The 26,918-nt window shown below is 73.4% G+C and carries 22 protein-coding genes and 1 pseudogene; 15 read left to right on the top strand and 8 right to left on the bottom strand.

Translation table 11 applies throughout. From position 1 onward, the window contains the following. Nucleotides 1-156 precede the first annotated feature (156 nt). Nucleotides 157-1,011, bottom strand: a complete 855-nt coding sequence (locus JT723_RS33840) for a DUF8842 C-terminal domain-containing protein (protein WP_205048722.1) — start codon at nucleotides 1,009-1,011, stop codon at nucleotides 157-159. A gap of 205 nt (nucleotides 1,012-1,216) precedes the next feature. Between JT723_RS33840 and JT723_RS33835 the strand changes: the two genes are divergently transcribed. The 3 genes from JT723_RS33835 (at nucleotide 1,217) to JT723_RS33825 (ending at nucleotide 3,720) form a co-directional block, all read left to right on the top strand. Further along, entirely contained in the window at nucleotides 1,217-1,837 is a 621-nt protein-coding gene (locus JT723_RS33835; RefSeq protein WP_205048721.1) for a LysM peptidoglycan-binding domain-containing protein, read from the top strand. Nucleotides 1,838-1,977: 140 nt separating this feature from the next. Next, the gene (locus JT723_RS33830) at nucleotides 1,978-3,261 is read left to right on the top strand and encodes a glycosyltransferase (protein ID WP_205048720.1); all 1,284 of its coding nucleotides are present in this window, start codon (nucleotides 1,978-1,980) and stop codon (nucleotides 3,259-3,261) included. A gap of 201 nt (nucleotides 3,262-3,462) precedes the next feature. Next, nucleotides 3,463-3,720 carry an I78 family peptidase inhibitor gene (locus JT723_RS33825; protein ID WP_205048719.1) on the top strand — a complete coding sequence of 86 codons (258 nt, stop codon included), beginning with the start codon at nucleotides 3,463-3,465 and terminating at the stop codon, nucleotides 3,718-3,720. Nucleotides 3,721-3,790: 70 nt separating this feature from the next. Here the strand turns inward: JT723_RS33825 and JT723_RS33820 are convergent, their stop codons facing one another. Further along, a complete protein-coding gene (locus JT723_RS33820; protein ID WP_251513830.1) occupies nucleotides 3,791-4,804 on the bottom strand; it encodes a phosphatase PAP2 family protein in 1,014 nt (337 codons plus the stop codon). A 317-nt stretch (nucleotides 4,805-5,121) separates the two neighbouring features. Here JT723_RS33820 and JT723_RS33815 point away from each other — a divergent pair, with 317 nt between their 5' ends. Continuing rightward, the gene (locus JT723_RS33815; protein ID WP_251513827.1) at nucleotides 5,122-6,705 is read left to right on the top strand and encodes an MFS transporter; all 1,584 of its coding nucleotides are present in this window, start codon (nucleotides 5,122-5,124) and stop codon (nucleotides 6,703-6,705) included. Nucleotides 6,706-6,768: 63 nt separating this feature from the next. After that, nucleotides 6,769-7,977, top strand: a complete 1,209-nt coding sequence (locus tag JT723_RS33810) for an acyl-CoA dehydrogenase family protein (protein ID WP_205048718.1) — start codon at nucleotides 6,769-6,771, stop codon at nucleotides 7,975-7,977. A 50-nt stretch (nucleotides 7,978-8,027) separates the two neighbouring features. Here JT723_RS33810 and JT723_RS33805 read toward each other — a convergent pair whose 3' ends face one another. Then, on the bottom strand, nucleotides 8,028-10,226 hold the full coding sequence (locus tag JT723_RS33805; RefSeq protein ID WP_205048717.1) for an MMPL family transporter: 2,199 nt from the start codon (nucleotides 10,224-10,226) through the stop codon (nucleotides 8,028-8,030). A 145-nt stretch (nucleotides 10,227-10,371) separates the two neighbouring features. Then, nucleotides 10,372-10,815, bottom strand: coding sequence for a cell division protein SepF (locus tag JT723_RS33800; protein ID WP_205048716.1), 444 nt, complete (start codon nucleotides 10,813-10,815; stop codon nucleotides 10,372-10,374). A gap of 374 nt (nucleotides 10,816-11,189) precedes the next feature. On the opposite strand from JT723_RS33800, the gene JT723_RS33795 reads away from it, so the two are divergent. From JT723_RS33795 to JT723_RS33785, 3 genes are all read left to right on the top strand, one after another. Further along, nucleotides 11,190-12,470, top strand: a complete 1,281-nt coding sequence (locus JT723_RS33795) for a DUF5685 family protein (protein WP_205048715.1) — start codon at nucleotides 11,190-11,192, stop codon at nucleotides 12,468-12,470. 798 nt (nucleotides 12,471-13,268) lie between these two features. Beyond that, complete coding sequence (locus JT723_RS33790) at nucleotides 13,269-14,297, top strand: S1 family peptidase (protein ID WP_251513824.1); 1,029 nt, start codon at nucleotides 13,269-13,271, stop codon at nucleotides 14,295-14,297. A gap of 107 nt (nucleotides 14,298-14,404) precedes the next feature. Next, the gene (locus JT723_RS33785) at nucleotides 14,405-15,385 is read left to right on the top strand and encodes a helix-turn-helix transcriptional regulator (RefSeq protein WP_205048714.1); all 981 of its coding nucleotides are present in this window, start codon (nucleotides 14,405-14,407) and stop codon (nucleotides 15,383-15,385) included. Here the strand turns inward: JT723_RS33785 and JT723_RS33780 are convergent. Beyond that, nucleotides 15,366-15,827: a PPOX class F420-dependent oxidoreductase gene (locus JT723_RS33780; protein WP_205048713.1), complete on the bottom strand. Its 462-nt coding sequence runs from the start codon at nucleotides 15,825-15,827 to the stop codon at nucleotides 15,366-15,368. The two genes, JT723_RS33785 and JT723_RS33780, sit on opposite strands and share 20 nt — an antisense overlap. After that, nucleotides 15,824-16,369, bottom strand: coding sequence for an ArsR/SmtB family transcription factor (locus JT723_RS33775; protein ID WP_205048712.1), 546 nt, complete (start codon nucleotides 16,367-16,369; stop codon nucleotides 15,824-15,826). The genes JT723_RS33780 and JT723_RS33775 overlap by 4 nt, the downstream gene beginning before the upstream one ends. 74 nt (nucleotides 16,370-16,443) lie before the next feature. Between JT723_RS33775 and JT723_RS33770 the strand changes: the two genes are divergently transcribed. The 3 genes from JT723_RS33770 (at nucleotide 16,444) to JT723_RS33760 (ending at nucleotide 22,463) form a co-directional block, all read left to right on the top strand. Further along, complete coding sequence (locus JT723_RS33770; protein ID WP_205048711.1) at nucleotides 16,444-17,730, top strand: MFS transporter; 1,287 nt, start codon at nucleotides 16,444-16,446, stop codon at nucleotides 17,728-17,730. Between the two features lie 273 nt (nucleotides 17,731-18,003). After that, a complete protein-coding gene (locus JT723_RS33765) occupies nucleotides 18,004-21,450 on the top strand; it encodes a DNA polymerase III subunit alpha (protein ID WP_205048710.1) in 3,447 nt (1,148 codons plus the stop codon). Continuing rightward, nucleotides 21,447-22,463: a DNA polymerase Y family protein gene (locus JT723_RS33760; protein ID WP_205048709.1), complete on the top strand. Its 1,017-nt coding sequence runs from the start codon at nucleotides 21,447-21,449 to the stop codon at nucleotides 22,461-22,463. The genes JT723_RS33765 and JT723_RS33760 overlap by 4 nt, the downstream gene beginning before the upstream one ends. A gap of 12 nt (nucleotides 22,464-22,475) precedes the next feature. Here the strand turns inward: JT723_RS33760 and JT723_RS33755 are convergent, their stop codons facing one another. Next, complete coding sequence (locus JT723_RS33755) at nucleotides 22,476-23,900, bottom strand: dihydrolipoyl dehydrogenase family protein (protein ID WP_205048708.1); 1,425 nt, start codon at nucleotides 23,898-23,900, stop codon at nucleotides 22,476-22,478. A gap of 234 nt (nucleotides 23,901-24,134) precedes the next feature. Here JT723_RS33755 and JT723_RS33750 point away from each other — a divergent pair, with 234 nt between their 5' ends. After that, complete coding sequence (locus JT723_RS33750) at nucleotides 24,135-24,989, top strand: esterase/lipase family protein (RefSeq protein ID WP_240166622.1); 855 nt, start codon at nucleotides 24,135-24,137, stop codon at nucleotides 24,987-24,989. On the opposite strand, the gene JT723_RS33745 is transcribed toward JT723_RS33750, so the two are convergent. Further along, the gene (locus JT723_RS33745; RefSeq protein WP_205048706.1) at nucleotides 24,982-25,356 is read right to left on the bottom strand and encodes a cupin domain-containing protein; all 375 of its coding nucleotides are present in this window, start codon (nucleotides 25,354-25,356) and stop codon (nucleotides 24,982-24,984) included. The two genes, JT723_RS33750 and JT723_RS33745, sit on opposite strands and share 8 nt — an antisense overlap. Before the next feature lie 102 nt (nucleotides 25,357-25,458). Here JT723_RS33745 and JT723_RS33740 point away from each other — a divergent pair, with 102 nt between their 5' ends. The 3 genes and pseudogenes from JT723_RS33740 (at nucleotide 25,459) to JT723_RS33730 (ending at nucleotide 26,839) form a co-directional block, all read left to right on the top strand. After that, on the top strand, nucleotides 25,459-25,905 hold the full coding sequence (locus JT723_RS33740) for a MarR family winged helix-turn-helix transcriptional regulator (RefSeq protein ID WP_205048705.1): 447 nt from the start codon (nucleotides 25,459-25,461) through the stop codon (nucleotides 25,903-25,905). Between the two features lie 44 nt (nucleotides 25,906-25,949). Next, nucleotides 25,950-26,471, top strand: a pseudogene (locus JT723_RS33735) (NUDIX hydrolase); the annotation flags it as partial. After that, complete coding sequence (locus JT723_RS33730) at nucleotides 26,468-26,839, top strand: GntR family transcriptional regulator (protein ID WP_205048703.1); 372 nt, start codon at nucleotides 26,468-26,470, stop codon at nucleotides 26,837-26,839. The pseudogene JT723_RS33735 and the gene JT723_RS33730, both read left to right, overlap by 4 nt. The last annotated feature ends 79 nt before the right edge of the window (nucleotides 26,840-26,918 follow it).

The following is a 26,918-nucleotide window of genomic DNA, read 5'->3' as shown; positions in this document are numbered from 1 at the left end:
GAAACGCTCGCCGCGGCCCGCAGAAAAGAAGCCCCCGCGGAAGGGGAACCGCTCAAGCCGGCGCGGCCTGCGGAAGCGTGCCCCCCGCGGAAGGGGAACAGCTCAAGCCGCCGCGGCCGGCGGAAGCGCACCCCTGCGTAAGGGGGAAGCCCCGCCTCAGGTGCCCGCGAGGGGCATGGTGGCCGCCACCAGCTGCCCCCTGGCACAGGCCTTGGCGAGGGCATCACGCATGAGGTCCTCGCGCGGCTGCCGCCCGATGGACCCCGCGGGTCCTGCGTACACGTAGACCGCGTTGGTGCGGCTGACCGCCGCCCGCCAGCCGTCGCTGACCTGGAGCGGCTGGTGGGCCTGCCACCAGGCGGTGGCGGGGGCGCTGCCGACGGGGGGCTGGAGGACGGCGTGCAGCTTGCCCATGGCGAGCAGCACCGACCAGCCGGCCAGCGGCGAGGGCGGGGCCTCCAGGTCGAGCTGCGGCATGAAGCCCTGCTCGATGAGCAGCGGCAGGAAGTCGTCGCCGCCGCCGGTCGCGCCGACCCGGGCGACCGGGCCGGTCGGCTCGATGACCAGGGCGGGCCGCAGCGCCTCCTCGACGATGATCAGCCCGCAGGTGATGCCGAGCACCGCCTGCCGGGGCGCGGGCGCGGGCGTGGCCCCGGCGGCGGGGGAGGGGACGGCGGCCGGGGCGGCGGCAGGCGCGGGCAGGGGCGTCTGGAAGGCCGGCACGGCCGGCTGCTCGTCGCCGGAGATGCTGCGCACCGCGCCCTGCAGCTGCTCCTCGGAGACCGGCACGACCTGGGAGGGGATGCAGGCGGCGTGCGCGAAGGCCAGTACCGCGGTCTCGTCGCCGACGAAGAGCACGGTGCTCGTCCGCTCCTGCCCGGTGTCCCCGGGGGTGCGGCAGGACGTGCAGTCGTACGTGCCCGGCGCGTTCTCGCCGGCGAGGAGCCGCTGTGTCTCCTCCTCGCCGATCTCGGCTCGTACCTCGTCGCTCACGTCGAGCAGGGGCGCCACGGGAGTCTCCTTGGTCCGTTTGGCCGGGCCTGCCCCGGCGCACTGTGACAACGGCCGGTCTGCGCCGGGAGTCACGGTTTGCCGCGCCGCCGGTTCGAGCCCCGCAGGCAGGCGGCGGGAAGGGGTGGGCCGAACGGGTGCGGTGCGGCGCGAGGCAGGGCGCGCCGCCGCAGAACGCGGGGGAGTGCGTGCTTAGCGTGGGCCGATGAGCGAGAAATCGTCTTATCGTCATATCCCGCGGCGGCACCGCGCTGCCGTCCTCGCCGGTCTCGGCACCGCAGCCCTGCTGCCGCTGCTCGCCCAGCCCGCCCAGGCAGCGCAACCCGCCACCGCGCACCCCGCGTCCGCCCACGCGGCGCAAGGCACGCCCGCCGAGCGCCCCGCACGCGCGGCGGCCGGGACAGGAGCCCGGGTCCGCTCGGTGTGGGACGACATCGCGATGTGCGAGAGCAGCGGCAACTGGCACATCAACACCGGCAACAGCTTCTACGGCGGGCTGCAGTTCTGGCAGCCGACCTGGGAGCTGTTCGGCGGCCTGAAGTACGCCAAGCGCGCCGACCTGGCCACCCGCGAGCAGCAGATCGCCGTCGCAGAGGCCGTACTGAAGGTGCAGGGCTGGGGCGCGTGGCCGGTGTGCTCCAAGCGGCTCGGGCTGAGCGACCACACGCACCTGGTGCACACCGTGCGCAGCGGCGAGACGCTGTCCTCCATCGCCGCCGCATACGGCGTGTCCGGCGGCTGGCAGCAGCTCTACGCACTGAACCGGGCGTCCGTCGGCGCCGACCCGGACAAGCTGGCCCCCGGGCTGGTCCTGACCGTCAACTGATCCCGCGATGCGGACGCCGGGCGTCCGCACCCTGAACCCGGGTTCGGTGTCCGGCAGTTGTTAGGGTCGGGGAGTGACACTCCGTCAGCCCCCGGCCCGCTGCCGGGGCGGGAGGCGGCCCGGGGGGACCTGACACACCGATGCGCATCGTTTTCCTGCTGCACAACGCCTACGGGATCGGCGGCACCATACGCACCGTCTGCAACCTGGCGGGGGCGCTCGCCGCCGAGCACGACGTCGAGGTCGCCTCGGTCTTCCGCAGCCGCGAGGTGCCCGCCTTCGACTACGACCCGCGGGTGCGGCTGCGCCCGCTGGCCGACCTGCGGGCCGGCAACCCGGCCCGGCTGCGCGACGACCCGCGGGCAGGGCGCCCCTCCGCGGTCTTCCCGCGCGGCGACCGCACGTACGCCGAGTACAGCGCGCTGACCGACGACCTGATCGGCGGCTACCTCGCGGGCCTGGACGCCGACGTGGTGGTCGGCACCCGGCCAGGGCTCAACGTGCACATCGCCCGGCAGGCCCCGCGGCGGCTGGTCAGGGTCGCCCAGGAGCACCTGACCCTCGACACCCACTCCACCCGGCTCACCCTGGCCCTGCGCCGCCGGTATGCGGCCCTGGACGCGGTCACCACCACCACGCAGGCCGACGCGGCCGTCTACCGCCGCAGGATGCCCGGCATCCGGGCCGTCGGGATACCCAACGGCGTGCCGTCGGCGGGCGCCGCGGTCTCCGACGGCTCCGCGCCGGTCGTGGTGGCCGCGGGCCGGCTCTCCGAGGCCAAGCGCTACGACGACCTGGTCCGCGCCTTCGCCACGGTCGCCGCCGCCCGGCCCGACTGGACGCTGCGGCTGTACGGCAAGGGCGACAAGCACGCGGCGCTGGCCGCGCTGATCGCGGAACTGGGCCTGGGCGAACACGTCCGGCTGATGGGCACGGCCGCGCCGATCGAGCCGGAGCTGGCCAAGGGGTCGATCCTCGCGGTCACCTCCTCGATGGAGTCCTTCGGTATGACGATCGTGGAGGGCATGCGGGCGGGGCTGCCGGTGGTCGCCACGGACTGCCCGCTCGGCCCGCGGGAGATCGTCAGGGACGGGGTGACCGGGCTGCTGGTGCCGCCGCGCGACGTCCCCGCCATCGCGGCCGCGCTGCTGGAGCTGATCGGGGACGGGGACCGGCGCCGGGAGATGGGCAGGGCCGCACTGGCCGAGGCGGCGGCCTACGACCCCGCGCTGGTCGCCGAGCGCCACGTGCGGCTCTTCGCCGAGCTGCTGGAGGCCCGGCGCCGTCCCGCGGCCGGTGCGCGGGCCGCCGTGCGCGCCACGGCGACGCGTACGGCGGGGGCGGTGCCGGCCCTGCTGGACGCGGCGGGGGCGGCCGGCCGGGCGGCGGCGGGAAAGGCCCGGCGGCGGGCCGGGGGCCGCTGACGGGGCGGCAGAATCCCAATCCGTCCCGCATACCGGTCACCCGGTGGCGGCATTTGCGGAGAAGTTGTGCGGAAGCTGTGTGCACAGGAATTCCATTGCGCGGCGGTATTCGCACGTATGGCGTAGGTGTGAATTGCACGATCCGTGACACGGCACACCGGGCGGCCGCGTCCACCCGTCCGGCGGCCTACCGTGGCAGGCATGGCGCCCACACCGCACGACCAGGACCCCGGCGGCCAGGACGGCCGGCGGCCGCCCTTCCCCGCCCCCAACCCGCACGACGACCTCGGCGCGTACCCGGGACTCCCGCAGGCGCAGGCCGAGCAGCGGGCGTACGACCGCGGCTGGCAGACCGTGCGCAGCCTGCCGCCGGACGCGGTGGTGACGATGGAGTACATGGCCGGCCGGCTGAACTTCACCGTGGCCGACGGCCGGGTGCAGCGCTGCTGGATGGGCTGAACGGCCGACATGCCGACGGGCCGGACACCGTGGGAAAACGGCGTCCGGCCCGTTGGGCCGTCCGGGTGGGTCAGCCGACGACCCCGCGCCCGCGGGCCGCCTGCTGGTGCACCAGCGGGGGTGCCGGGCGCGGACGTTCGACCGGCGGCCGGCGGCTGCCCGCAGGGGTGGTCGGGGTGCGCTCGTGGCGGCCGGTCGGCGGCCGGCCCGGCGCGTGCGGGCTGTTGGCGCCCGGCGCGGTCGCCGTCGCGGCGGCGGTGGCGCTGCCGGCGGCGAGCGGGTGCCGGGCGGCCGACGCGGCCTCGTCCTCGGTGAGGGCCAGCGCGCCGGCGGGCACCGCCTGCCGTGCCAGGCTGCGCGGGCGGCGGCGGCGCGCCCAGACGCCGGTCAGGAAGGCCTCGGCAGAGGCCATCGCCGGCTCGAACCAGGGCAGCGCCAGCAGGATCAGCAGGCCCGCGGCCCAGCCGAGCAGCACGTCGCTGACCCAGTGCGTGCCGAGGTAGACCGTGGTGGCGCCGACGCCCAGCGCCAGCAGCGCGCTGGCGATCGAGCCCCAGCGCCTGGCCCGCGGCGTGGTGGCCAGATAGGCCAGAACACCCCAGGTCACCACCGCGTTGGCGGTGTGACCCGAGGGAAATATATCGCCGCCGGCGAACATCTCGGCCGATCCGACGCTCGTCGCGTAATGCGGTCCGAGGCGTCCGAGGCCGTATTTCACGGCCCCCACGGTGATGTTCAGCAGCAGTAGGGAGGTGCCGAGCACCAGCAGGGGGTGCAGGGTCCTGTGGCGCCACGCCCGCCAGCCCAGCCAGGCGAGCACCATCACCGCGGTCGGGCCGCGCTGCCCGAGAACCACGAAATAGTCCAGGAACGCGTGGATCTGCGGCCATTGCTTGTAGGGACGCCAGAGCATCACCTGCCAGTCGAGCGTCACCAGCTTGGAGGTGGTCAGGACGCCCACGACGATGGCCACGTAGACCGCCAGCGTCGCACCGAACAGCCATACGCGTGTTCGACTCATCCGCCCCAGGGCGCGGTGGGCCGGGCGCTCCGCCGCGCGGTCGAGCCTGTCATCGGTACGCACCCAATCGACGTTACAGCGTGTGACGGCATTGGTCGGCCGAACGGCCTGCTTTGTAATGACGATGTGATGTGGACTGCGTCTCACCACCCCTTTGGCAGACGGGGGTTTCGGCGGAATGCGGGAAGGTCTGAAGTTTATGTTCGGGTGTTGATACTCACATCGCCGTGTTCTTATTTATCGCTTATTTCCCCGACCTTTCTCCGGAGTTTCCCGTCCGATCGCCGGTGCCCGGCGTCCGGCTGCGGCTCCTTCGCCGGCGGGGGCCGCGCCGGGTCTCGCGTACGCTGGCGGCTCATCCGTACGTGGGAGGTGGGCGCGTGGCACGGCAGGCCGGCAGGTGGACCATCCTGGTGGTCCTCTGCGTCAGCCTGCTCATCGTCGCGCTGGACGCGACCGTGCTGCACGTGGCGGTGCCCGCGCTCACCGAGGACCTGCACCCCGGCGCCCAGGACCTGCTGTGGATCGTCGACGCCTACCCGCTGATCGCCGCCTCGCTGCTGATCCTCTTCGGGACCCTCGGCGACCGCATCGGCCGCCGCAAGGTGCTGCTCACCGGCTACGCCCTCTTCGGCGCCGCCTCCGCGCTCGCGGCCTTCGCGCCCACCCCGCACATCCTGATCGCCGCCCGGGCGCTGCTCGGCGCCGGCGGCGCCATGATCATGCCGGCCACGCTGTCGATCCTGCGGCAGGTCTTCCCCGACCGGCGCGAGCGCGCGCTGGCGATCGGCATGTGGAGCGCGGTCGCCGCCGTGGGGGCCGCGGTCGGCCCGGTGCTCGGCGGCTTCCTGGTCGAGCACTTCTGGTGGGGCTCGGTCTTCCTGGTCAACATCCCGCTGATGGCCGTGATGCTGCCGGTGGGCCGGCTGCTGCTGCCGGAGTCCCGCGGCAGCTGCGACGGTCCGTGGGACGTGCTCGGCGCCGTCACCGCCGCACTCGGCGTGCTGGGCGCGGTCTTCGGCGTCAAACGGCTCGGCGCGGGAGCGGCGCCGCTGGACGCCTCGGTGTGGCTGCCGCTGCTGGCCGGCGGGGCGCTGCTGGTGCTGTTCGTACGCCGCCAGCGCCGCCGCAGGCACCCGCTGATCGACATGCGGATGTTCGCCCGGGCCGCCTTCACCACCTCCGTCGGCTGCATCGTGCTGGCCATGCTCGCCCTGGTGGGGCTGGAACTCGTCGCCGTGCAGTACCTGCAACTGGTGCTCGGCCTCAGCCCGCTGGACACCGGCCTGCGGCTGCTGCCGCTGACCTTCGCCGCGATGGCCTCGGGCCTGGCGGGAGCCCGGCTGCTGCAGCGCTTCGGGCCGCGCCGGATGGTGTCGGGCGGCTTCCTGCTCACCGCGGTCGCCGTGCTGTCGCTGACCGCGATGGGCCAGCAGGACCGGCCGCTGCTGCTGACCGCCGCCTTCGTGATGCTCGGCGCGGGACTTGAGGCGACCCTCTTCGGCGCCTACGAGTCGATGCTCAGCGGGGCGCCCGCCCACCAGGCGGGCGGCGCGGCCGCGATCGGCGAGACCTCGTACCAGCTCGGCGCCGGCATGGGCATCGCCCTGCTCGGCAGTGTGATGAACGCCGCCTACGCCCCCCATGCCGCGGGCGTCAGCGCCGCCGACAACGCCGCCGCCGGGCAGTCGCTGGGCGGCGCCTACGACGTCGCCGACCGCATCGGCGGCGGCAGCGGGGCCGCGCTGCGGCACGCGGCCCGCACCTCCTTCGTCTTCGGCATGCATCTGACGCTGCTGGTCAGCGCGCTGCTGCTGGTCGTCGGTGCCTGCGCGGCGCTGCGGCTGCCGCGCGCGATGGAGTGCGCACCGCGCGAGGCACGCCCCGCGATCGGCAGGGACGCCGGGCTCCCGGCACGCCAGGCCGCACCGGCGGCCGTCCGCTCTGGACGCGCGGCAGACTGATCCGTAACGTCGGCCCGGAGCCCGTCGTTACCACTGCTAGTTTTCCGGCCGGAGGTCCCTGCCATGCCGCCCGCAGCGAAAGCGTCCCCCTCGGGGCCGCCGCCCTTCGACCCTTACGACCCGCTGGGCCTGGACGACCTGCTCAGCGACGAGGACCGCGCGGTGCGCGACACCGTACGCCGCTGGGCCGCGGAGCGGGTGCTGCCGCACGTCGCCGGCTGGTACGAGCGCGGCGAACTGCCCGTCATCCGCGAACTGGCCCGCGAACTGGGCGCGATCGGGGCGCTGGGCATGCCGCTGACCGGCTACGGCTGCGCGGGTGCCAGCGCCGTCCAGTACGGCCTGGCCTGCCTGGAGCTGGAGGCCGCCGACTCCGGCATCCGCTCGCTGGTCTCCGTGCAGGGCTCGCTCGCGATGTACGCCATCCACCGCTACGGCTCGGAGGAGCAGCGGCAGCAGTGGCTGCCGCGGATGGCCGCGGGCGAGGTGATCGGCTGCTTCGGGCTCACCGAGCCCGACCACGGCTCCGACCCGGCCGCCATGCGCACCCGCGCCCGCAAGGACGGCTCCGACTGGGTGCTCGACGGCCGCAAGATGTGGATCACCAACGGCTCCGTCGCGGGCGTCGCCGTGGTGTGGGCGCAGACCGACGAGGGCATCCGCGGCTTCGCAGTCCCCACCGACACCCCCGGTTTCAGCGCGCCGGAGATCCACCACAAGTGGAGCCTGCGCGCCTCGGTCACCAGCGAACTGGTCCTGGACGGCGTACGCCTGCCCGCCGACGCCGTACTGCCCGGCGTGAGCGGCCTGCGCGGCCCGCTCAGCTGCCTGAGCCACGCCCGCTACGGCATCGTGTGGGGCGCGATGGGCGCGGCCCGCGCCAGTTTCGAGGCGGCGCTCGACTACGCGCGCAGCCGCGAGCAGTTCGGGAAGCCCATCGGCGGCTTCCAGCTCACCCAGGCCAAGCTGGCGGACATGGCCGTCGAACTGCACAAGGGCATCCTGCTGGCCCACCACCTCGGCCGCCGGATGGACGCCGGGCGGCTGCGCGCGGAGCAGATCAGCTTCGGCAAGCTCAACAACGTCCGCGAGGCCATCGACATCTGCCGCACCGCCCGCACGATCCTGGGCGCCAACGGCATCTCGCTCGAATACCCCGTCATGCGGCACGCCACCAACCTGGAGTCGGTGCTGACCTACGAGGGCACCGTCGAGATGCACCAGCTGGTGCTGGGCAAGGCGCTCACCGGCCTGGACGCCTTCCGCGGCTGAGCCGGGGCGGCCGGCCTTCCGCGCAGGGCTGTGTCGACAAGGCGCCCTGTCTACATGTGCACATGCGGCAGCACCCGGTCCAGCCGCCGCGGGAACCACCAGTTGGCCCGGCCCATCAGGAACATCGTGGAGGGCACCAGCAGCAGCCGTACGACCGTCGCGTCGAGCACCACGCTGACCGCGAGGCCCAGCGCCAGCATCTTGACCACGACGGTCGGCGACACGGTGAAGGACAGGAAGACCGCGGTCATGATGAAGGCCGCACTGGAGATCACCCGGCCGGTCGCCGACAGCCCGGCGCCGACCGACCGGGTGTTGTCCGCCGTGAGGTGCCAGGTCTCGGAGATCCGCGACAGCAGGAAGATCTCGTAGTCCATCGACAGGCCGAAGACGATCGCGAACATCATCATCGGCACGTACGACTCGATCGGCACCGCCTCCGGCAGCCCCAGCGCCCCGACCGCCCAGCCCCACTGGAAGGCCGCGACCAGCACACCGTAGGAGGCGCCGGTGGTCAGCAGGTTGAGCAGCACCGCCTTGAGCGGGATGACCAGGCTGCGGAAGACCGTCATCAGCAGCAGGAAGGCCGCGACCAGCACGATGCCGATGATGATCGGCAGCCGGTCCTTGACCGTGTCGCGGAAGTCGAACTGCCCGGCGGCGGTGCCGGTGAGGTAGCCGCCGGCCCCGGTGCCGCGCAGCGCGTCGGGCAGCACATGGCCGGTGAGCGCGTTGAACAGCCCCCCGGTGGCGGCCGACTGAGGATCACCCGAAGGGATGACCGTGCCGACCAGCAGTTTGCCGTCCGAGGTGGGCTGGAGCGGGGTGGTCTGCGCGATGTCGGGGGTGTCCTGGAGCGCCTTGTCCACGTCGTCGCTGATCTGGCTCGCCGGCACGCCCGCCTGCGACACGTCCACGACCACCGTGAAGGGCGCGTTGGCGCCCGGCCCGAAGCCGGTGCCCTGCCCGTCGGAGATCAGGTCGAAGGCGATACGGCTGGTGCTGCCCGACTTGGCGGCGCCGTCGTCCACATGGCCGAGCCGCATCGAGAACAGCGGCACCGCGAGCACCGCGAGCAGCGCCACCCCGCAGCTCAGGAAGACCGCCGAGTGGCGCGAGACCATCCGCGCGTAGCGGTGCCAGCTGTCGTCGTCGCCCGCGGTCTCGGCGACCGGCTTCCTGCGCACCGTCCAGCGGTCGATGATCCGGCCGGTCAGCGCGAGCGCGGCGGGCACCAGGGTCAGCGACGCGCTCGCGGTGACCACCACGGCGATGGTCGCGGCAAGGCCCAGCTCGCCGATGAAGCTCAGCCCGCACGCGTACAGGCTCAGCAGCGCGACGGCCACCGTCGTCGCGGCCACCAGCACCGCGTGGCCGCTGGAGGCGCTGGTGCGGGCGACCGCCTCGGTGGGGGTGCGGCCGTCCATCAGGTCCTGCCGGAAACGGGTCGTCAGGAAGAGGGCGTAGTCGATGCCCACGCCGAGCCCGATCATGGTGGCCAGTGTCGGCGCGGCGGTGGCGAAGGTGATCGCACCGGCCACGATGCCGACCACGCCGATCCCCACCAGCACGCCGGCCAGCGCGCACAGCAGCGGCAGCACCGCGGCCAGCACGCTGCCGAAGACCAGCAGCAGGATCACCAGCGCGGCCCCGATGCCGACCAGTTCGCTGCCCAGGTCGTCGGCCGGCGCGGTGGTGACCTGGTCGAGGCCGCCGCCGTAGGCGACCTGCACACCGTCGTCCCTGGCCGGCGCGGTCGCCTTGTCGAGCTGGTCGACGTAGCCGTGCCCGAGCGACTTGAGCGGCTCGTCGAAGGAGACGGTGGTGTACGCGGTCGCGCCGTCCTTGCTGGTGACCAGCGAGGACACGGCGGTGGCGTGCGGCATCGCCTTGAGCCCCGACAGGGCCGAGTCCACCGGCTGCTGACGGGCCGCCACCGTGCCGCTGCCGGTGTGGAAGACGACGAGGCCGCTGGGTGCCGCGGCTGCGGGGTCCGAGGCCGCCAGCAGGTCGCCGCCGGTGGCGGACTGGCTGCCGGGCAGGGTGAGCTGGTCGCTGAACGTCGCGCCCACGGCGTGCCGGCCGGCGAGCGCGGCCACCAGCAGCACCAGCCACACGGCGACGACCCAGGGGGCGTGCCGGGCGCAGAAGGCGCCCAGCCGGGCGAGCCTGCCGGTGGCGGCGACGGTGGACTGCGGGGCGGGCGCCGCGGGTTGCGGCCCGGGCTCTGGTGGGACGGACGACCGCACGACGCCTCCGGAGAACAGTCGGAATCGTCACGATTGTTCCGGAGGGGAAGGTGCGGGGACGGCCGACAGGCCGTGCGGGGCGGCAGGGACGCGCGCACGGCAGGACTCCCACCGGACGCGCCGCGCGGTCCGGTGAGAGCCCTGCTCAGTTCTGGTTGAAGAAGCCGTCGCCGCCGCGGCGGTCGTCGGCGTTGAGCACCGAGTAGTCGGCCGGGGTCAGCAGGAAGACCCGGGTGGCGACCCGCTCGATGGAGCCGCGCAGACCGAAGGTGAGGCCCGCGGCGAAGTCGACCACGCGCTTGGCGTCCGCCGACTCCATGCCGGTGAGGTTGACGATCACCGGCACGCCCTCGCGGAACAGCTCACCGATGCCGCGTGCGTCCCGGAAGCCGTCCGGGGTGACGGTGGCGATCCGCCGGCCCTGCTCCTGCGCCGCCTCGGTGGCGACCCGCACCCGCGGATCGGTCACCCAGGTCTCGGCACGCCCGGAGTTCTCGCCGTAGTCGGCGTACTCCTCGTCGTAGTAACCCTCGCCACCGTTGTCGTCGACGAGGCCCAGCCAGGCACTCGCCCGTCGAACCGATCCCATGGACGCCTCCTCTCTCACACGCGGTCAGTACCGTCCGTCCGCTAGTCCTATCGTCGTCCATGATGTGGATGATGCGCCAAGCGGATAGCCGCCACTCAGGCGAGTTGTGACGGTACTGGCACACACGATAGTGGCGTACTGTCAGGCCGCCGAAGGTGTAGGGAAGGTGACGATCCGATGGGAACGCATTTCACGTCCGGGTGACGACCAGGGCCGTACGGCCCTGCGCAGGCCGTCTGCCCGGCCTTGCAGGTACCCATGATGCATTCCCTGGCGATGATCCGACAGGCGATAACATGACCGGCTGTCGGCCGAAGGAGTTTCGGCGTGGCCCGCGGGAATTGCGGGACGCAAGGGGTCACCGGGGGGAATGCATGTTCGGCATCATCAGGCCGTGCCGCCACCGAATGTCGGAGGGAATGGCCGCCTCGTGGCTGGCGCATCTGTGCGGGCTGTGCCTCGCGCTGCGCGACGGGCACGGCCAGGTCGCGAGAATCGCCACCAATTACGACGGCCTGATCATCTCGGTCCTCGTCGAGGCGCAGACCGCCGCGACCGGGGACCTGCGCAGGAAGGCGGGGCCGTGCCCGCTGCGCGGCATGCGCAGCGCGGCGGTCGCCACCGGCGAGGGCGCCCGGCTGGCCGCGGCCGTCTCCCTGGTGCTGGCGTCGGCGAAGATGCGCGACCACGTGGAGGACCGCGACGGCGCCTACGGGCGGCGGCCGGTCGCCGCCGCGGCCCGCGGGGTGGCCCGGCGCTGGGACCGGGCGGGCGCCAGGACCGGCGGCGACCTCGGCTTCGACACCGCGGTGCTGGTCGACGCGGTGGACAGGCAGGGTGCGATCGAGGCCGCGGCAGGACCCGGCACCCCGCTGCTGACCGTCACCGAGCCCACCGAGACCGCCACCGCCGCGGCCTTTGCCCACACCGCGGTCCTCGCCGGCCGGCCCGCCAACGCGGCACCCCTGGAGGAGGCGGGGCGGCTCTTCGGCCGGCTCGCCCACCTGCTGGACGCGGTCGAGGACCTGGCGGAGGACACCCGCACCGGCGCCTGGAACCCGCTCACCGCGACCGGCACCGACCTGGCCGAGGCCCGCAGGCTGTGCGACGACGCGCTGCACGGCATACGACTGGCCCTGCGCGACACCGACTTCGCCGGCTCGTCCGCGGGACGGCTCACCCACCAGCTGCTGGTGCACGAACTGCACCGCTCCGTCGACCGGGCCTTCGGCACCGGATCGCGCAGCTGCGCGCACCCTTCGCACGCGGACGCCGCTGTCGTGGACACCGGTACCTCGGACACCGCGACTGCGGTACAGGGCAGCAGCGGCAACCCCTTCGGCGGGAATCCGTACGCGCCGGGCACGCCCGGTCAGAGCCCGTACGCTCCCGGCGGCCCAGGGCACGGCTTCCCCGGCGGCTTCCCCCCGCCCGAGCCGCCGCGCCGGCGGCGCGGACTGCTGGCAGGCTGCCTGGTCTTCACGGTCATGGGCTGCACCTGCCAGCTGTGCTGCACCGAGCACGAGAACCCGTGGAGCAGGGAGCGCAAGGATCCCTGGTGCGATGCCTGCGACTGCTGTGATGCCTGTGACTGCGATTGCTGTGACGGTTGCGACTGTTGTGATGGGTGTGACTGCTGCGACTGCAGCTGCTGAACCCGGCCGCGGAATCCGCCGGCCGGACCGGACTTACGGGGTGTCACACCGTGCGGGAGGCCCGAGGGAGGGGCGGGGAAGAGCGGAACATGCGTGTGTGGAGGCCGGTCGATCCGGCGGGGGCGGTCAGTACCCGCAACACGACGCCGACCACACCCGACCGAAGTCGATGTGGTCGCGGGTGACGAGCCGACAGCTGCGCATGCGCACAGTGCAGCAGCGGCCCCGGTGATCCGTCAACCGCGGTGAGACGCGCCGTCCACGGGCTGGACATGCTTGACGGCGGGCGACGGCGGCGGCCTAGCCTTCGGTGAGGCCCTTGTGGCCACGTCGCGTTGAGGGACGCGGCGGCTGTGTGAAGGCACCACCCGTGCCTGTTCCGCGTGTCGACGGAGCCTTCGCATGCCTGCCCACTCGTACCCTTCCGCCGCATCCGTTCCCTCCACGGCTCAGCCCGCACCGTGCCGTCGTGACCGCACGCAGAGCGGCCGGCGCCGCGGCCGTACGGCAGTTGCACCCGGCCGTACGGCCGTACGGCTGTCCGGCGAGGGCGCCGGGGGCGGGGGCCGGGGCGGCGGGCGTACCGGACCAGGGTCATATGCCGGTGCGCCCGGCGTACTTGGGGGCGCCGGGGCTTGTGTGTTTCCAGCAGGTTGCCGGTGCTCTGGCCCCCTTGTGTGTTCTCTGTGAGCCCTGAATACTCCCATGAGTGCCCGTCAGGCTGACGTCGCGTTCGTTTATCGGTGCGCCTGACAGTACATCGACAAGATTCCCCCTCCACCCCCACAGGAGGAACGAGTGAAGTCCACCCGACGCATACAACTCCTCGCCGTCACCACCGGCCTGCTCGCCGCGACCGCGTTCGCCCTTCCGTCCGCCAGCCAGGCCGCCGGCGCAGCGAAGGCGACCCCGGAAGCGGCGACGTCGCTCGCCGCCCACCTCGGTGCCGACCGCACCGCGGGCACGTACTACGACAGCGCGACCAAGAGCACCGTCGTCAACGTCACCGACAAGGCCACCGCCGACGCCGTCCGCGCCGCGGGCGCCACGCCCCGGCTGGTCACCCACAGCGCCGCGCAGCTGGCCAAGGCCGGCGACCTCACCAAGGCCGCCGACATCGCCGGCACCGCGTGGTCGGTCGACCCGCGCACCAACACCCTCGAAGTCAGCGCCGACAGCCGGGTGACCGCCGCCCAGCTGGCCGCGCTCACCAAGTCCACGGCCGCCTACGGCGACGCCGTCCACATCACCCGGGTGTCGGGCACCTTCAGCAAGCTGCTCTCCGGCGGCGACCCGATCCTGACCACCCAGTGGCGCTGCTCGGTGGGCTTCAACGTCCGCAGCGGCAGCACCTACTACTTCCTGACCGCGGGCCACTGCACCCAGGGCTACCCGGACTACTACACCAGCTCCGGCTCGTACATCGGCCCGACGGTGGGCACCAGCTTCCCCGGCAACGACTACGGCATCGTCCGCTACGACACCTCCGTCGCGCATGACGGCACCGTCGGCAGCCAGGACATCACCAGCGCCGCCAACGCCTTCGTCGGCGAGTCGGTCAAGCGTCGCGGCTCCACCACCGGCATCCACAGCGGCACCGTCCAGGCGCTCAACGCCACCGTCAACTACGGTGCCGACGGCATCGTCTCCGGCCTGATCAAGACCAACGTCTGCGCCGAGCCCGGCGACAGCGGCGGCTCCCTCTACGACGGCACCAAGGCCATCGGCCTGACGTCGGGCGGCAGCGGCAACTGCTCCTCCGGCGGCACGACCTACTTCCAGCCGGTCACCGAGGCGCTCAGCGCGTACGGCGTCAGCGTCTACTGACCCGCTCCCGCACCGGTACCGACCCGTACGCCCCCGCTCATGCGGGGGCGTACGGCCGTTGCATACGCGGTCAGCCGCTGTCCGCGACCGCTGGCAGACTGGCCCGCATGCTGGAAACCTCCGCACGGCTGCTGCGCCTGCTGTCGCTGCTCCAGTCCCGCCGCGACTGGAGCGGACCCGAGCTGGCCGAGCGGCTCGGCGTCACCGCCCGCACCGTCCGCCGCGACGTCGAACGCCTGCGGGCGCTCGGCTACCCCGTGCACGCGGCACCCGGCACCGCAGGCGGCTACCGGCTGGGCGCCGGCGCCGCGCTGCCGCCGCTGCTGCTCGACGACGAGGAGGCGGTCGCCGTCGCCTTGTGCCTGCGCACCGGCGCGGGCGGCACCGTCGAGGGCATCGAGGAGACCTCGGTACGCGCCCTGGCCAAGCTGGAGCAGGTGCTGCCGTCCCGGCTGCGGCACCGCGTCCAGTCGATGCAGGCCGTCACCGTGCAGCAGCGCCGCCCCGGGCCGACGGTCAACCAGCAGGTGCTCACCGTGCTCGGCGCCGCCTGCCGGGACCGCGAGCAGCTGCGCTTCGACTACCGCGACCACGGCGGCGCCGCCAGCCGCCGCGCGGTCGAGCCGTACCGCCTGGTGCACCACGGCCGCCGCTGGTATCTGCTCGCCTACGACGTCGAACGCGCCGACTGGCGCACCTTCCGGGTCGACAGGATCGAGCCCAAGTCACCCTCGGGGCCGCGCTTCACCCCGCGCGAACTGCCCGACGACGCGGCCGCCTACGTCGCCGAGGGCGTCACCTCGCGCGCCTACCGCTTCCAGGCGGTGGTCGTGCTGCACGCCCCGGCGGAGGCGATCGCCCAGTACGCCTGGGCCGGCTTCGGCACCGTCACCGCACGCGACGACAGCAGCTGCGAACTGCGCACCGGCTTCGAGTCGCTGGACGCGCTCGCGATGTACGTCGGCATGCTCGGCGTGCCCTTCGAGGTCAGGGAGCCGCGGGAACTCGCCGACCACCTGCGGACGGTGGCCGCCCGGCTGACCCGGGCGGCCGACGCCACCGCCGCGGTCAGTCCAGCGGACCGCTGATGTGCCCGAGCGCGCCCATCCCGTACGCCCGGTCCGCGCGCAGGCTGATCACCAGCCGCTTGTCGGCGACCATCGCGGCCCGGTAGTCGTCCCAGTCCGGGTGCTCGCCGACGGCCTTGCGGTAGACGTCGATCAGCTCCTCGACCGTCGCGTCGTGCTTGTCCGCGGCCACCGGGGTCAGCTCGGCGTCGCCCTCGGCGACCAGGTAGGCCCGGTGGTCCGGGGTGCCGACGTAGAAGCTGGCCCGCGGGTCGCGGCGCAGGTTGCGGGTCTTGGCGCGGTCGTCGGTCGCCGAGATGCGGATGGTCCTGGTGCCGTCGTCGTAGGCGAACGACACGTTGGACAGCTGCGGCCTGCCGTCCCGCTTGAGGGTGACCAGCACTCCTGTGCGCTGCGTGCGCAGCAGGTCGAGCAGTGTGTCGGTGGCGGGGTCCTGGCTCACGTTCGCTCCTGGGGTTCGTCGTCCGGCTCGCCGGGTGCGGGTTCCGCGAGAGGGAACACCATCACCGTCGCACCGATTCCTACCGTGCCAGGGGCGTGCGGCGCACGGGCGGCGTCGTGCAACTCGCCGAAGAGCGCGGCCAGTCGCTGCCGGAAGTCCGCCCACACCTCGGGCGCCACCCACAGCTCCGCGTCCGAGGTGACCCCCTCGGCGCCCGGCTCCCTGCGGCCCGCCCGGTCCCGCAGGTTGTGCGCCATCGCCTCGGCGATCAGCCGCGTCCCCTCGTGCCGCTGGTCCGACAGCGGTGAGCCGTGCACCGCCCGGTAGCGGCGCTCCCGGCCGCCCCGGTTGGCCCGCACCTCGGCCAGCTCCACCAGGCCGACCGCGTCGAGGCGGCGCAGGTGCTGGCTGGCCAGCGCATGCGAGATGCCCAGCTCGCGGGACAGCTCGGCGGCCGACAGCGGCACGTTCCAGACCAGGGAGACGATACGCAGCCGCACCGGGTGGGCGAGGGCGCGCAACAGGGGATCGGTGGCGGTCATACGCCCATTACACCGCCCCCGGCGGTCCGGTGCTGGGATTGTCCCGCCGACCCCCAAGCAATAGGTTGGGAGTCATGACGGTGCGCAAGGTGCTGCGGGACCGCGGCGCGGCCACGTATCTGGGCGGGATCCTGGTCTCCGGCTTCGGGGACTCGGCGATGATGCTGGTCGCCGGCGTCTGGGCGAAGACGCTGACCGGGTCCAGCAGCCTGGCCGCCGCCGTGACCGCCTGCGCCTGGGCGCCCACCCTGGTGGGGCCGCTGCTGGGCACCGCCGCCGACCGGGTACGCCGCAGGCGGCTGCTCGTCGCGGTCAACGCGGCCCTGGCCCTGCTGCTGCCCGCACTGCTCGCGGTCCGCTCGGGGCGGGATGTCTGGCTGCTCCTGCTGGTGCTCACCGCCGTCGGCACCGGTGCGGTGCTCACCGACGCCGCAGGGGCCGGGCTGGTCGTCACCGCCGTGCCCGCGGAGCTGCGAGGCGACTTCAACGGGCTGCGGATGACCGTGACCGAGGCGATGAAGCTGCTCGCCCCGCTGGCCGGCGCCGGCCTCTTCCTGCGCTGGGGCGGCGGCGCGGTCGCCCTGCTGGACGCGGCCACCTTCGCGCTGGCCGCGCTCGCCTTCGCCGCGCTGCGGGTCCGCGAGGAGCCGCCCGCCCCCGCGCCGGGCGGCTGGCGCGCGCAGACCGCGGAAGGCGTCCGGGCGCTGCGCGGCAGCCCGCCGCTGCTGCGGCTGGTGGGCGCGGGGGCCGTCGCCATGCTGCTGTCAGGGATCAGCAGCGCCGCGATCTACGAGATGGCCGACGCGGGACTGCACCGCCCGCCCGCCTTCGTCGGTGTGCTGTACGCGGTGCAGGGCGCCGGCTCGATCGCGGCGGGCGCCGTCGCGGGCGCCGTCATGCGTCGCCTTCCCGAGCACACCTTCGCCGCCGCCGGGCTGCTGCTCTTCACCACGGGCGCCGCCCTGCGCGCGGTGCCGTCGCTGCCGGTCGTGCTCGCCGGCACCCTGGCGATCGGCGTGGGGTTGCCCTGGGTGATCGTCGCGGTCTTCACCGCGGTGCAGCAGCGCACCGAGCCCGCGCTGGTCGGCCGGGTGGCCGCGGCGGCGGGCACCGCGGTCTTCGGGCCCACCGCGGCCGCCGCGGGGCTGGGCGCCGGCCTGGTCGCGCTGGCCGACTACCGGCTGCAGCTCGTCGCGGTCGGGGTGTGCGGGCCGGTGGCGGCGTGGTTCCTGCTGCTGCGGCGGCAGGGGGGTGCGGCTTTTGGTGTGCGGGCTTCGGGCGCGGGCGCTTCGGCTGATTCGGCCGGTGGGGGTGCCGGTCGCCGCGGGCGTGCTGCCGAGGACCCGAGCCGTACCGGCTGACGACCGGGGGGTGCGTCCCAGGGGTTCTTCCGCTCCCCGGTGACGAATGTCATGGCGCCCGGCGCTGCCGCCGCTCGCGGCGCCAAGTCCGTTGGCAGGCCGCGGAGATGGTGTGCAGGCGTTCGATCCGGCCACCGTTTTCCGCGGCCGGATCGTTCGGCGCGGGCGTGTCCGAGTCGCTGACCTGGGAGTACCGCGCTAAGCTAATCGAACGAACGTACGAGGAACGTTTCGGGTGGATGGCTGAAAAGGGGTGGAGTGTGGAGGTGCGGCATGGCGGGCTTCGCCCATCTGCATGTCGCGTCCGGTTACTCCGAGCGGTACGGCGCCGCGCACCCCGAGCAGCTCGCGCAGCGGGCGGCCGAGCGGGGGATGGAGGCGCTGGCGCTGACCGACCGGGACACCGTGACCGGGGCCGTGCGGTTCGCGCAGGCCTGCGCGGAGACGGGCGTGCGGCCGGTCCTCGGCATCGACCTCGCCGTGGCGCCGCTCGTACCGCCGCCCCCGCCGCCGCGGCAGCGGACCCCGGCGCGCGGCGGCGCCCATGTGGTCGAGCCGCCGCTGCGGTTCGTGCTGCTGGCCAAGGACCGGGAGGGCTGGGCGCGGCTGTGCCGTATCACCAGCGCCGCCCACGTCGGCACGGCCAGCCGGGCCGCCCCGGTCCAGGTGCCGTGGGACGCGCTGCGCGAGCACGGCGGCCAGGGGCTGACCGTGCTGCTCGGGCCGCTGTCCGAGCCGGTGCGGGCACTGGCCGCAGGACGCGAGGACGTCGCGGTGCGGCTGCTGCGGCCCTGGTGGGAGATATTCGGCGAGGACCTGCGTCTTGAGGCGGTCGTCCACGGCCGGCCCGGCACGGGAGCCGGCTCGCTGCGGCTGGCCGCCCGCACCCTCGCGCTCGCCGACCGCACCCGCACGCCCGCGGTGCTGACCAACGCCGTCCGCTACGCCGACCCCGCCCAGCACCGGCTCGCCGACGTACTCGACGCCGCACGGCTGCTGCGGCCCATCGACCGGCGGCAACTGGACGGCGGGCAGCGCTGGCTCAAGGGGGAGCAGGAGATGGCACGCGTCGCCCAGGACATCGCCGAGTGTGCCGGCACGGGTCCGCGCCGGGCCGGCCGGCTGCTCGCCGACACCGCGGCCACCGCGGCCGGCTGCCGCCTCGTACCCCGGGAGATCGGGCTGGGGGAGCGGCACTTCCCCGAGCCCGGGGTCGTCGGGGCGGGCAGGGGCGGCGCCACCGCGCTGCTGCGGGAGAAGGCGACGGCAGGCCTGGCCGCGCGGGGCCTGGACCGGGACCGGAAGGCCCGCGAACGGCTGGCGGAGGAGCTGGGGATCATCGCAGGGCTGGGCTTCGACGCGTACTTCCTCGCCGTCGGCCAGGTCGTCGCCGACATCCGGGAACTGGGCATCCGGGTCGCGGCCCGCGGCTCGGGCGCCGGCTCGATGGTCTGCCACGCGCTGGGCATCGCCACCGCCAACCCGCTCGACCACCACCTGCTGTTCGAACGCTTCCTGAGCACCCGGCGCGACACGCTGCCCGACATCGACATCGACGTGGAGTCGGCGCGCAGGCTGGAGTGCTACGACGCGATCTTCCGCCGGTTCGGCCACGAGCGGGTCGCGGTCACCGCGATGCCCGAGACGTACCGGGCCCGCAGAGCGCTGCGCGACACCGGGCTCGCACTGGGCATCGCCCCCGACGAGGTGGACCGGATCGCCAAGAGCTTCCCGCACCTGCGGGCCTGCGACATCACCAGCGCGCTGGCCGAACTGCCGGAACTGCGCTCCCTCGCCGCCGAGGCCGGGCGCTACGGGCCGCTGTGGGAGCTGGCCGAGGGCCTCGACTCCCTGGTGCACGGCATGGCCATGCACCCCTGCGGGGTGATCATCAGCGACGCCACGCTGCTGGACCGCCTCCCGGTCCAGCCCACCCCGCAGGGCGACTACCCCATGGCGATGGCGGCGAAGGAGGAGGTCGAGGCGCTGGGCAACATCAAGCTCGACGTGCTCGCGGTGCGCATGCAGTCCGCGATGGCCCACGCCGTCACCGAGATCGAACAGGCCACCGGCGACCGCATCGACCTGGACGACCCCGCGCAGGTCCCGCTGGACGACGTCTTCGCCTTCCAGCTGATCCAGCAGAGCCAGACGATCGGCATGTTCCAGCTGGAGTCGCCGGGCCAGCAGGACCTGCTGTCCCGGCTGCAGCCGCGCAACGTCCAGGACGTCATCGCCGACATCAGCCTCTTCCGCCCGGGACCTGTGCAGGGCGGCATGCCCGAGCGGTACATCGCCGCCCGGCACGGCGGCGACCCGCACTACGCCCACCCTGCCCTCGAACCCGTGCTCGCCGACACCTACGGGGTGACGATCTGGCACGAGCAGGTCATCGAGACGCTGGACGTGATGACCGGATGCGGCAAGGACCGGGCGGAGGTGGGTCGGCGCCTGCTCGGCGACAAGGAGAAGCTGCCGCAGATCAGGGACTGGTTCCACCGTGCGGCTGCCGCCCGCGGCTTTTCCCCCGGGGTGCGCGACGAGGTGTGGGCGACGGTCGAGGCCTTCGGCGCGTACGGCTTCTGCCGGGCGCACGCCGTCGCCTTCGCCGTGCCCGCCCTCCAGTCCGCCTGGCTCAAGGCGCACTACCCGGCCTTCCTGCTGGCGGGGCTGCTGGAGCACGACCCCGGCATGTGGCCCAAGCGGGTCATCGTCTCCGACGCCCGGCGCCGCGGGGTGCCGGTGCTGCCGGTCGACGTCAACCGCTCGCGGGCGCAGCACACCGTCGAGCGGGCGGGGAACGACCGGTGGGGGGTGCGGCTCGCACTGTCCGGGGTGCACGGCATCGGCGAGGAGGAGTGCGCCCGGATCGCCGCGGGCCGGCCCTACGAGTCGCTGTCCGACCTCTGGCAGCGCGGCCGCCCCAGCCGGCCGGTCGCGGAACGCCTCGCCGAGATCGGCGCGCTGGACTCCCTGCACGACGGGCGGCTGACCCGGCGGGACCTGCTGCTGCAGATCGCCGAACTCCACCGGCAGTCCCGGGCACGCAGCGCGGGCAAGGGCCAGCTGCCCATCGAGGCGGGCGCGGTCGGCGGGGCGGAACCGAGCGGCGTGCCCGAGATGACCGGGCGCGAAGCCCTCGGCGCCGAACTGAGCACCCTGGGCATCGACGTCTCCCGGCACCTGATGGAGCACCACCACCGGCTGCTGCGGGAGATCGGCGCGACCGACGCCGCCCACCTGGCCGACCTGCAGGCCGGCCGGCAGGTCCTGGTCGCCGGGGTGCGCGCGTCGACCCAGACACCGCCGATCGCCAGCGGCAAGCGCATCATCTTCGTCACCCTGGAGGACGGCTCCGGCCTGGTGGACCTGGCCTTCTTCGAGGACTCCCACGAGGCCTGCGCCCACACGGTCTTCCACTCGGGGCTGCTGCTGGTCCGCGGCACCGTCCAGGTCCGCGGCACCCGCCGCACCGTCGTCGGCACCATGGCCTGGGACCTGGAACGGATCGCCAGCGCCCGGCGCGACGAAGGACCCGCGGCCGCCCTCGCCCTCCTGGGCGCGGACGCCCCCCACCCGACCCCCGCGCAGCCCCAGCGGACCCTGCCGAACGGCACGACCGGCGCCCGCCTCCACCCCTACGCCGACCTCCAGCCCGCCGGCACCCGCTCCGCCGACCTGCGCAGACTCGGCCACCGCAGCCCGGGAAGTGCGGGATGACAGCCGCCAGGCATGTGCTGCACGTCCAGCTCTTCCTGCCGAAGACGGGCGGCGAGGCCCTGTACGCCCAGGTCCTGGAGGTGCTGCAGGACGTCACCCCGCTTGTGCAGGCCATCCCGCCGGACGGTGCGGACCTGGACGTGACCGGGTCGTTGAGGTTCTGGAAGGTGGACGCACACGACCTCGCCTACCTGGTGCAGGCGCGGCTGGTGGCGCTGCTCGACCTGCGCGGGGCCTGCGTCGGCGCCGGCGGCAACCGGATGATCTCGGCGATGGCCGCGGCCGTGACCCCGCCCGGCCAGGTCACCGTCGTCGGCACCACGCAGGAGGCGGTCGCCGCCTTCCTGCGCCCGCAGCCCGTCGCGGCACTGCCGGGGATCGGTCCTGCCACCGCCCGCTCCCTGCGCCGCTACGGCATCGCCACCGTCGGCGCCGTCGCCGACCTGCCCCCGGTCACCTTGCAGCGCATCCTCGGCGCCGCTGCCGGCCGCGCGATCCGGGAACGGGCTCTCGGCCATGACCCGCGGCCGGTCACCCCGGAAGCGCTGCCGCGCTTCCACAGCCGCAGCGCCGACTTCCCCGCCGACGTCCTCGACCACCAGCAGCACAGGACCGCGCTGCTGTCGCTGGCGGAACAGCTGGGCGGCACCCTGCGGGAGGAACGGCAGGTGGCCGGGTCGATGACCCTGACGGTGCGGTATGCCGACAAGTCCACCTCGGTACGCACCCGCGTGCTGCCCGAGTACACCGCCCACTCGGCCGCGCTGGCCGGCGCCGCGCACGAGCTCTACCAGCGGCTCGGGCTGCAGCGCGCCCGGGTCAGGGCCATCCGGCTGCGCCTGGACGACCTCCGCCCCGCCGACCGGGCCACCCGACAGCTCACCCTCGACCCCCGAGCCGACAAGGCCCGCGCCGCAGAAGCCGCCTCCGACCGCGCCCGCGCCCGCTTCGGCCCGACCGCGGTCGTCCCGGCCGCTCTGGCCACGCAGGCCGGCTGCGGCCGGTCGTCGTAGGGGGGCGACCGGCTAGTGGTGCTCGGTCGGGGGGTCCTCGTGGATGATCATGCGGGGGACCTCGTTGAAGGCCTCGGTCGAGCTGGGGTGGGTGTAGATCGTGTTGCGCAGCTCGGTTGCGGTGATGCGGTGGCGGATGGCCAGGGTGACGGTGTTGATCAGCTCCTGTGCGTCGACGCTGAGGAGGGCGGCGCCGAGGATCAGGTCGGTGTCGGCGTCGAGGACGAACTTCATCAGGCCGCGCGTCTCCTCGACCGCGTAGGCGCGGGGCATGGCGAGGATGTCCTCGACGTTCTCCCGTGCGACCTTGATCCGGCGGCCGGCCGCGCGGGCCTCCTGCTCGGTCATGCCGACCGTCGCCAGCGGGGGCGTCATGAAGACGGTGTTGGGCACCGCGCCGCGGTCGGCCGTGGTGCGCTTTCCCTCACCGAGCAGCTGGTCGAGGACGATCCTGCTGTCGTCGAGCGAGATGTAGGTGAACTTCGGCCCGCCGTTGACGTCGCCGAGGGCGAAGATGTGCGGCTGGCTGGTGCGCAGGTGCTCGTCCACCTCGATCGCGCCGTCCTTGGCCGTGCGCACACCGGCGGACTCCAGGCCCAGCCCGTCGGTGGCGGGGACGCGGCCGGTGGCGGGCAGCACCGCGTCGACCGTCAGGGTGTGCTCGGTGCCGCCGACGTCGTAGACGACGGTCGTGTCGTCCGCGCCGTCGCGGACCTCCCGCACCTGGGCGCCGGTGACGATCGTGACGCCCTCGCCGTCGAGGATCGTGCGCACCGCCTCGGCGACGTCGGCGTCCGCGCGCGGCAGGAACCGCTCGCCGCGCGCGAGCATCGTCACCCGGGAGCCGAACCGCTGGTAGATCGCGGCGAACTCCAGCCCCAGGTAGCCGCCGCCGATGATCGCGAGCCGCTGCGGCAGGTGCCTGCTCTCCAGCAGTTCCGTGCTGGTGAGCAGGAACCTGCTGGCGCGCAGGCCCGGGGTGTCGGGCACGACCGGCCGGGAGCCGGTGTTGACCAGGACCGTCTCTGCGGTGACGGTCAGCCGCCCGCCGTCGGCCTTGCTGACGGCGACGGTGTGCGGGTCGGTGAACACCGCCTTCCCGGTCACGACGGTGACCGACTCCAGGCCGGTCAGCCCGTCGTAGTTGCCCTGGCGCATGAACTCCCGTACGTCCTGCACCTTGTCGACCGACTGCTCATAGAAGCGCTGCGGGTCGTCCTGCGGGCGGCGCTTGCGCGAGTGGTGGACCATGCCCTTGGACGGCACGCAGCCCACGTTCGGGCAGGTGCCCCCGTACATGCGCGCGGACTCCTCGACCAGCACCACGGTCTTCCCTGTCCCGCCGAGAGCACGGGCGGCGGTCTTGCCGCCCTTGCCGAACCCGACGACCAGGACGTCGGCGCTGAGGTGGTGCTGGCCTTCGGTGCTCGCAGTCATGCGATCTCCCAGAGCGCGGTGCGGGAACACCAGCTTTGCACCTTTTTGTGACGGGCGGTCACAAGCCACGCCCAGGGTCCGGCCGGTGCGACGGGTGCAGGGTGGCGATTTTTTACTCGCGCGTAACTATCCCTCGCTTCCTACTCGTGCGTAACTTGTCATGAGCCCCGCAAGAGTGATCCGGATCACAGGGCGAGCATGTACCCCCACATGTCTGACCTGCGAGGAGATCCTATGAAGCTGCCCTGGCGACGGCTCCTGGCCGCCCTTACGCTCACCGCGGCGGCGGTGATGGTGCCCACGGCGGCCGCGTCCGCCGGCTCCGCGCCCTCCAGTGGGTGGAACGACTTCTCCTGCCGGCCCTCGGCGCAACACCCCCGCCCCGTCGTCCTGGTGCACGGCACCTTCGCCAACGGCACCGACAACTGGCTGGTCCTCGCCCCCTATCTGGTCGACCGCGGCTACTGCGTCTACTCCTTCGACTACGGCATGCTCCCCGGCGAGAACCTGATCGGCGGCCTCGGGCCGATCGCCGACTCGGCCCAGCAGCTCTCCGACTTCACCGACCGGGTGCTCGCGGCGACGCACGCCGCCAAGGCCGACCTCGTCGGCCACTCGCAGGGCGGCATGATGCCGAACTACTACCTGAAGTTCCTCGGCGGTGCCGCCAAGGTGAACGCCCTGGTCGGGCTGGCCCCTGACAATCACGGCACCACCCTGGACGGACTGACGGCGCTGCTGCCGTACTTCCCCGGTGCGGCGGACCTGCTCCAGGGTGTCACCCCTGGCCTGGCCGACCAGGTGGCCGGATCGCCCTTCATCCGCACCCTCAACTCCGTCGGCGACACGGTGCCGGGAGTGCACTACACCGTGATCTCGACCATCTACGACGAGGTCGTCACCCCGTACACGACCCAGGCGCTGTCCGGGCCGGATGTGCACAACGTGCTGCTGCAGCACCTGTGCGCGGCCGACGTCTCCGAGCATGTGGCGATCGGGCTGACCGACCGCATCGCCTTCCATGAGGTGGCCAACGCGCTCGACCCGGCGCACGCTACCCCGACGAACTGCCTGTCGGCCTTCAGCTAGCCCACGGCGGGGATATCAGTGAGCCGTCGGGCAGTGTGGCTGTCAGCCCGACGCTCGTGGTGACCCACATCCTGGCCGGCTCCTCCGTCGGATTGGCGACATCGAGGGTGGAGCCGGCCGGGGCGATCGCCACGTCCCCCTCGCCGAGCAGCCGCGACTCGCCGTCGACGGTGAACTGCACCGAGCCGGACAGGACGAGGAAGACCTCCTCGCGGCTGACGGTGTGGACCTGCCCGCTGCTTCCGGCGGGCACCTCCCCGCGCCACGCGCACAACTCCTTGCTGCCGCGCGTGGTGGACGCATAGGACGCGAAGCGCACCCCGTGCAGATCGTGGACGACGGCTTCGCTTGCGGCGACGAAAGGCATGACGGACCCCCAGGGAAAACGGCAAGAGACTTGCTCAAGTAACTTGTTCAAGCTGCTTTCTCATATACTCAAGCAGCTTGCCCAATGTGTCAAGCTGTCCCGATGAAGTACTCCGACGCGATGAGCCTGACCGCCGCGCTACTGAGCGCCACCGGGTCCCTCGTCCAGGACATCCACACCGGCGTGGTGGCCCACGGCTTCGACGATCTGCGGCCGACCCACGGATTCGTCTTCACCCGGCTCGCCCCGGACGGCGCGACCGTCACCGACATCGCCGCGCACCTGGGGTTCACCCGGCAGGCGGCCAGCCAGATCGTCGACGAGCTGGAGCGCAAGGGCTATGTGGAGCGCCGCCCCCACCCCGACGACGCGCGGTCCCGGCTGATCCTGCTGACCGAGCGCGGCTGGCGCTGCACCCGCGCCGCCGAGGCGTCCGCCGCCGAGGCGATCAGGCCGTGGGTGGAGATGCTGGGGGAGCGCCGGCTGCTCGCGCTGCGCGACGAGCTGCTCAGACTGGCCCCCGCGGGACCGATCCGGCCGAGCTGGTGAGCGCGGTGACCACCGGGGCCACCGGGACGGCCGGGCGCGTGCGGCAGCGGCACACCGAGGTCGTCGACGTCCACCTGATCCTGCTGCGCGGCCGTGAGGTGCTGCTGGCCCGGCGGTCGGGCACCGGCTACGCCGACGGGCTGCTGCACGCGCCGTCGGGGCACCTGGAGGACGGCGAGGACGTCAGGGCCGGGATGATCCGCGAGGCCGCGGAGGAGATCGGCATCGAGCTGGCCCCGCACGAGGTGGAGGCGGTGGTGGTGATGCAGCACCGCAGCCCCGCGGGCGCACCCAGGATCGGCTGGTTCTTCGCCGCCCGGCTCGCCGCAGGCGCCGAGCCGGTCAACCGCGAGCCGGACAAGTGCTCGGGCATCGGCTGGTACCCGCTGGACGACCTGCCGCAGGACATGGTCGCCTACTGCCGCGCGGGGCTGGCCGCCTACCGCGCGGGTGTGCGCTTCCTGACGCATCTTCACGAGGGCGGCGACACCATCGCCTACGACGCGGCCGGACCCGACCGTGCGGTCCCGCTGGCGCCGCCTGCTGTGTCAGGATCCCCGTCATGACGCTGGAGATCACCATCGACGCGGACTCGGCCGTGGCGCCGTACGAGCAGCTGCGCGGGCAGATCGCGGAGGAGGCGCGCGCCGGGCGGCTCCCGGTGGGCTACAAGCTGCCCACCGTCCGGGGCCTGGCCGAGCAGTCGGGGCTCGCCGCAAACACCGTGGCCAAGGCCTACCGGGCACTTGAGGCCGACGGTGTGATCGAGACCCGCGGCCGGCACGGCACCTACGTGGCCGCCGCCGACGCCCGCGCCCGCGAGGTGGCCGCGGCGGCGACGGCGTACGTCGAGCGCAGCCGCCGCCTCGGCCTGGACCGCGCAGCCGCCCGCGCGGCCGTCGAGGAGGCGCTGCGCGCCGCCTACGGCGACTAGGCCGTGTTTTGGAAATAGCGCCGTCCGCCCACAGGGCGGGCCCCGCGGCGTCTGGTGCGTGCGATCGCAAGGCGGAGGG

The organism is Actinacidiphila bryophytorum, assembly GCF_016916835.1.
Classification (GTDB): Bacteria; Actinomycetota; Actinomycetes; order Streptomycetales; family Streptomycetaceae; genus Actinacidiphila; species Actinacidiphila bryophytorum.
The sequence above is the reverse complement of the archived record's forward strand: the minus strand, read 5'-3'. Positions and strand labels throughout refer to the sequence as shown.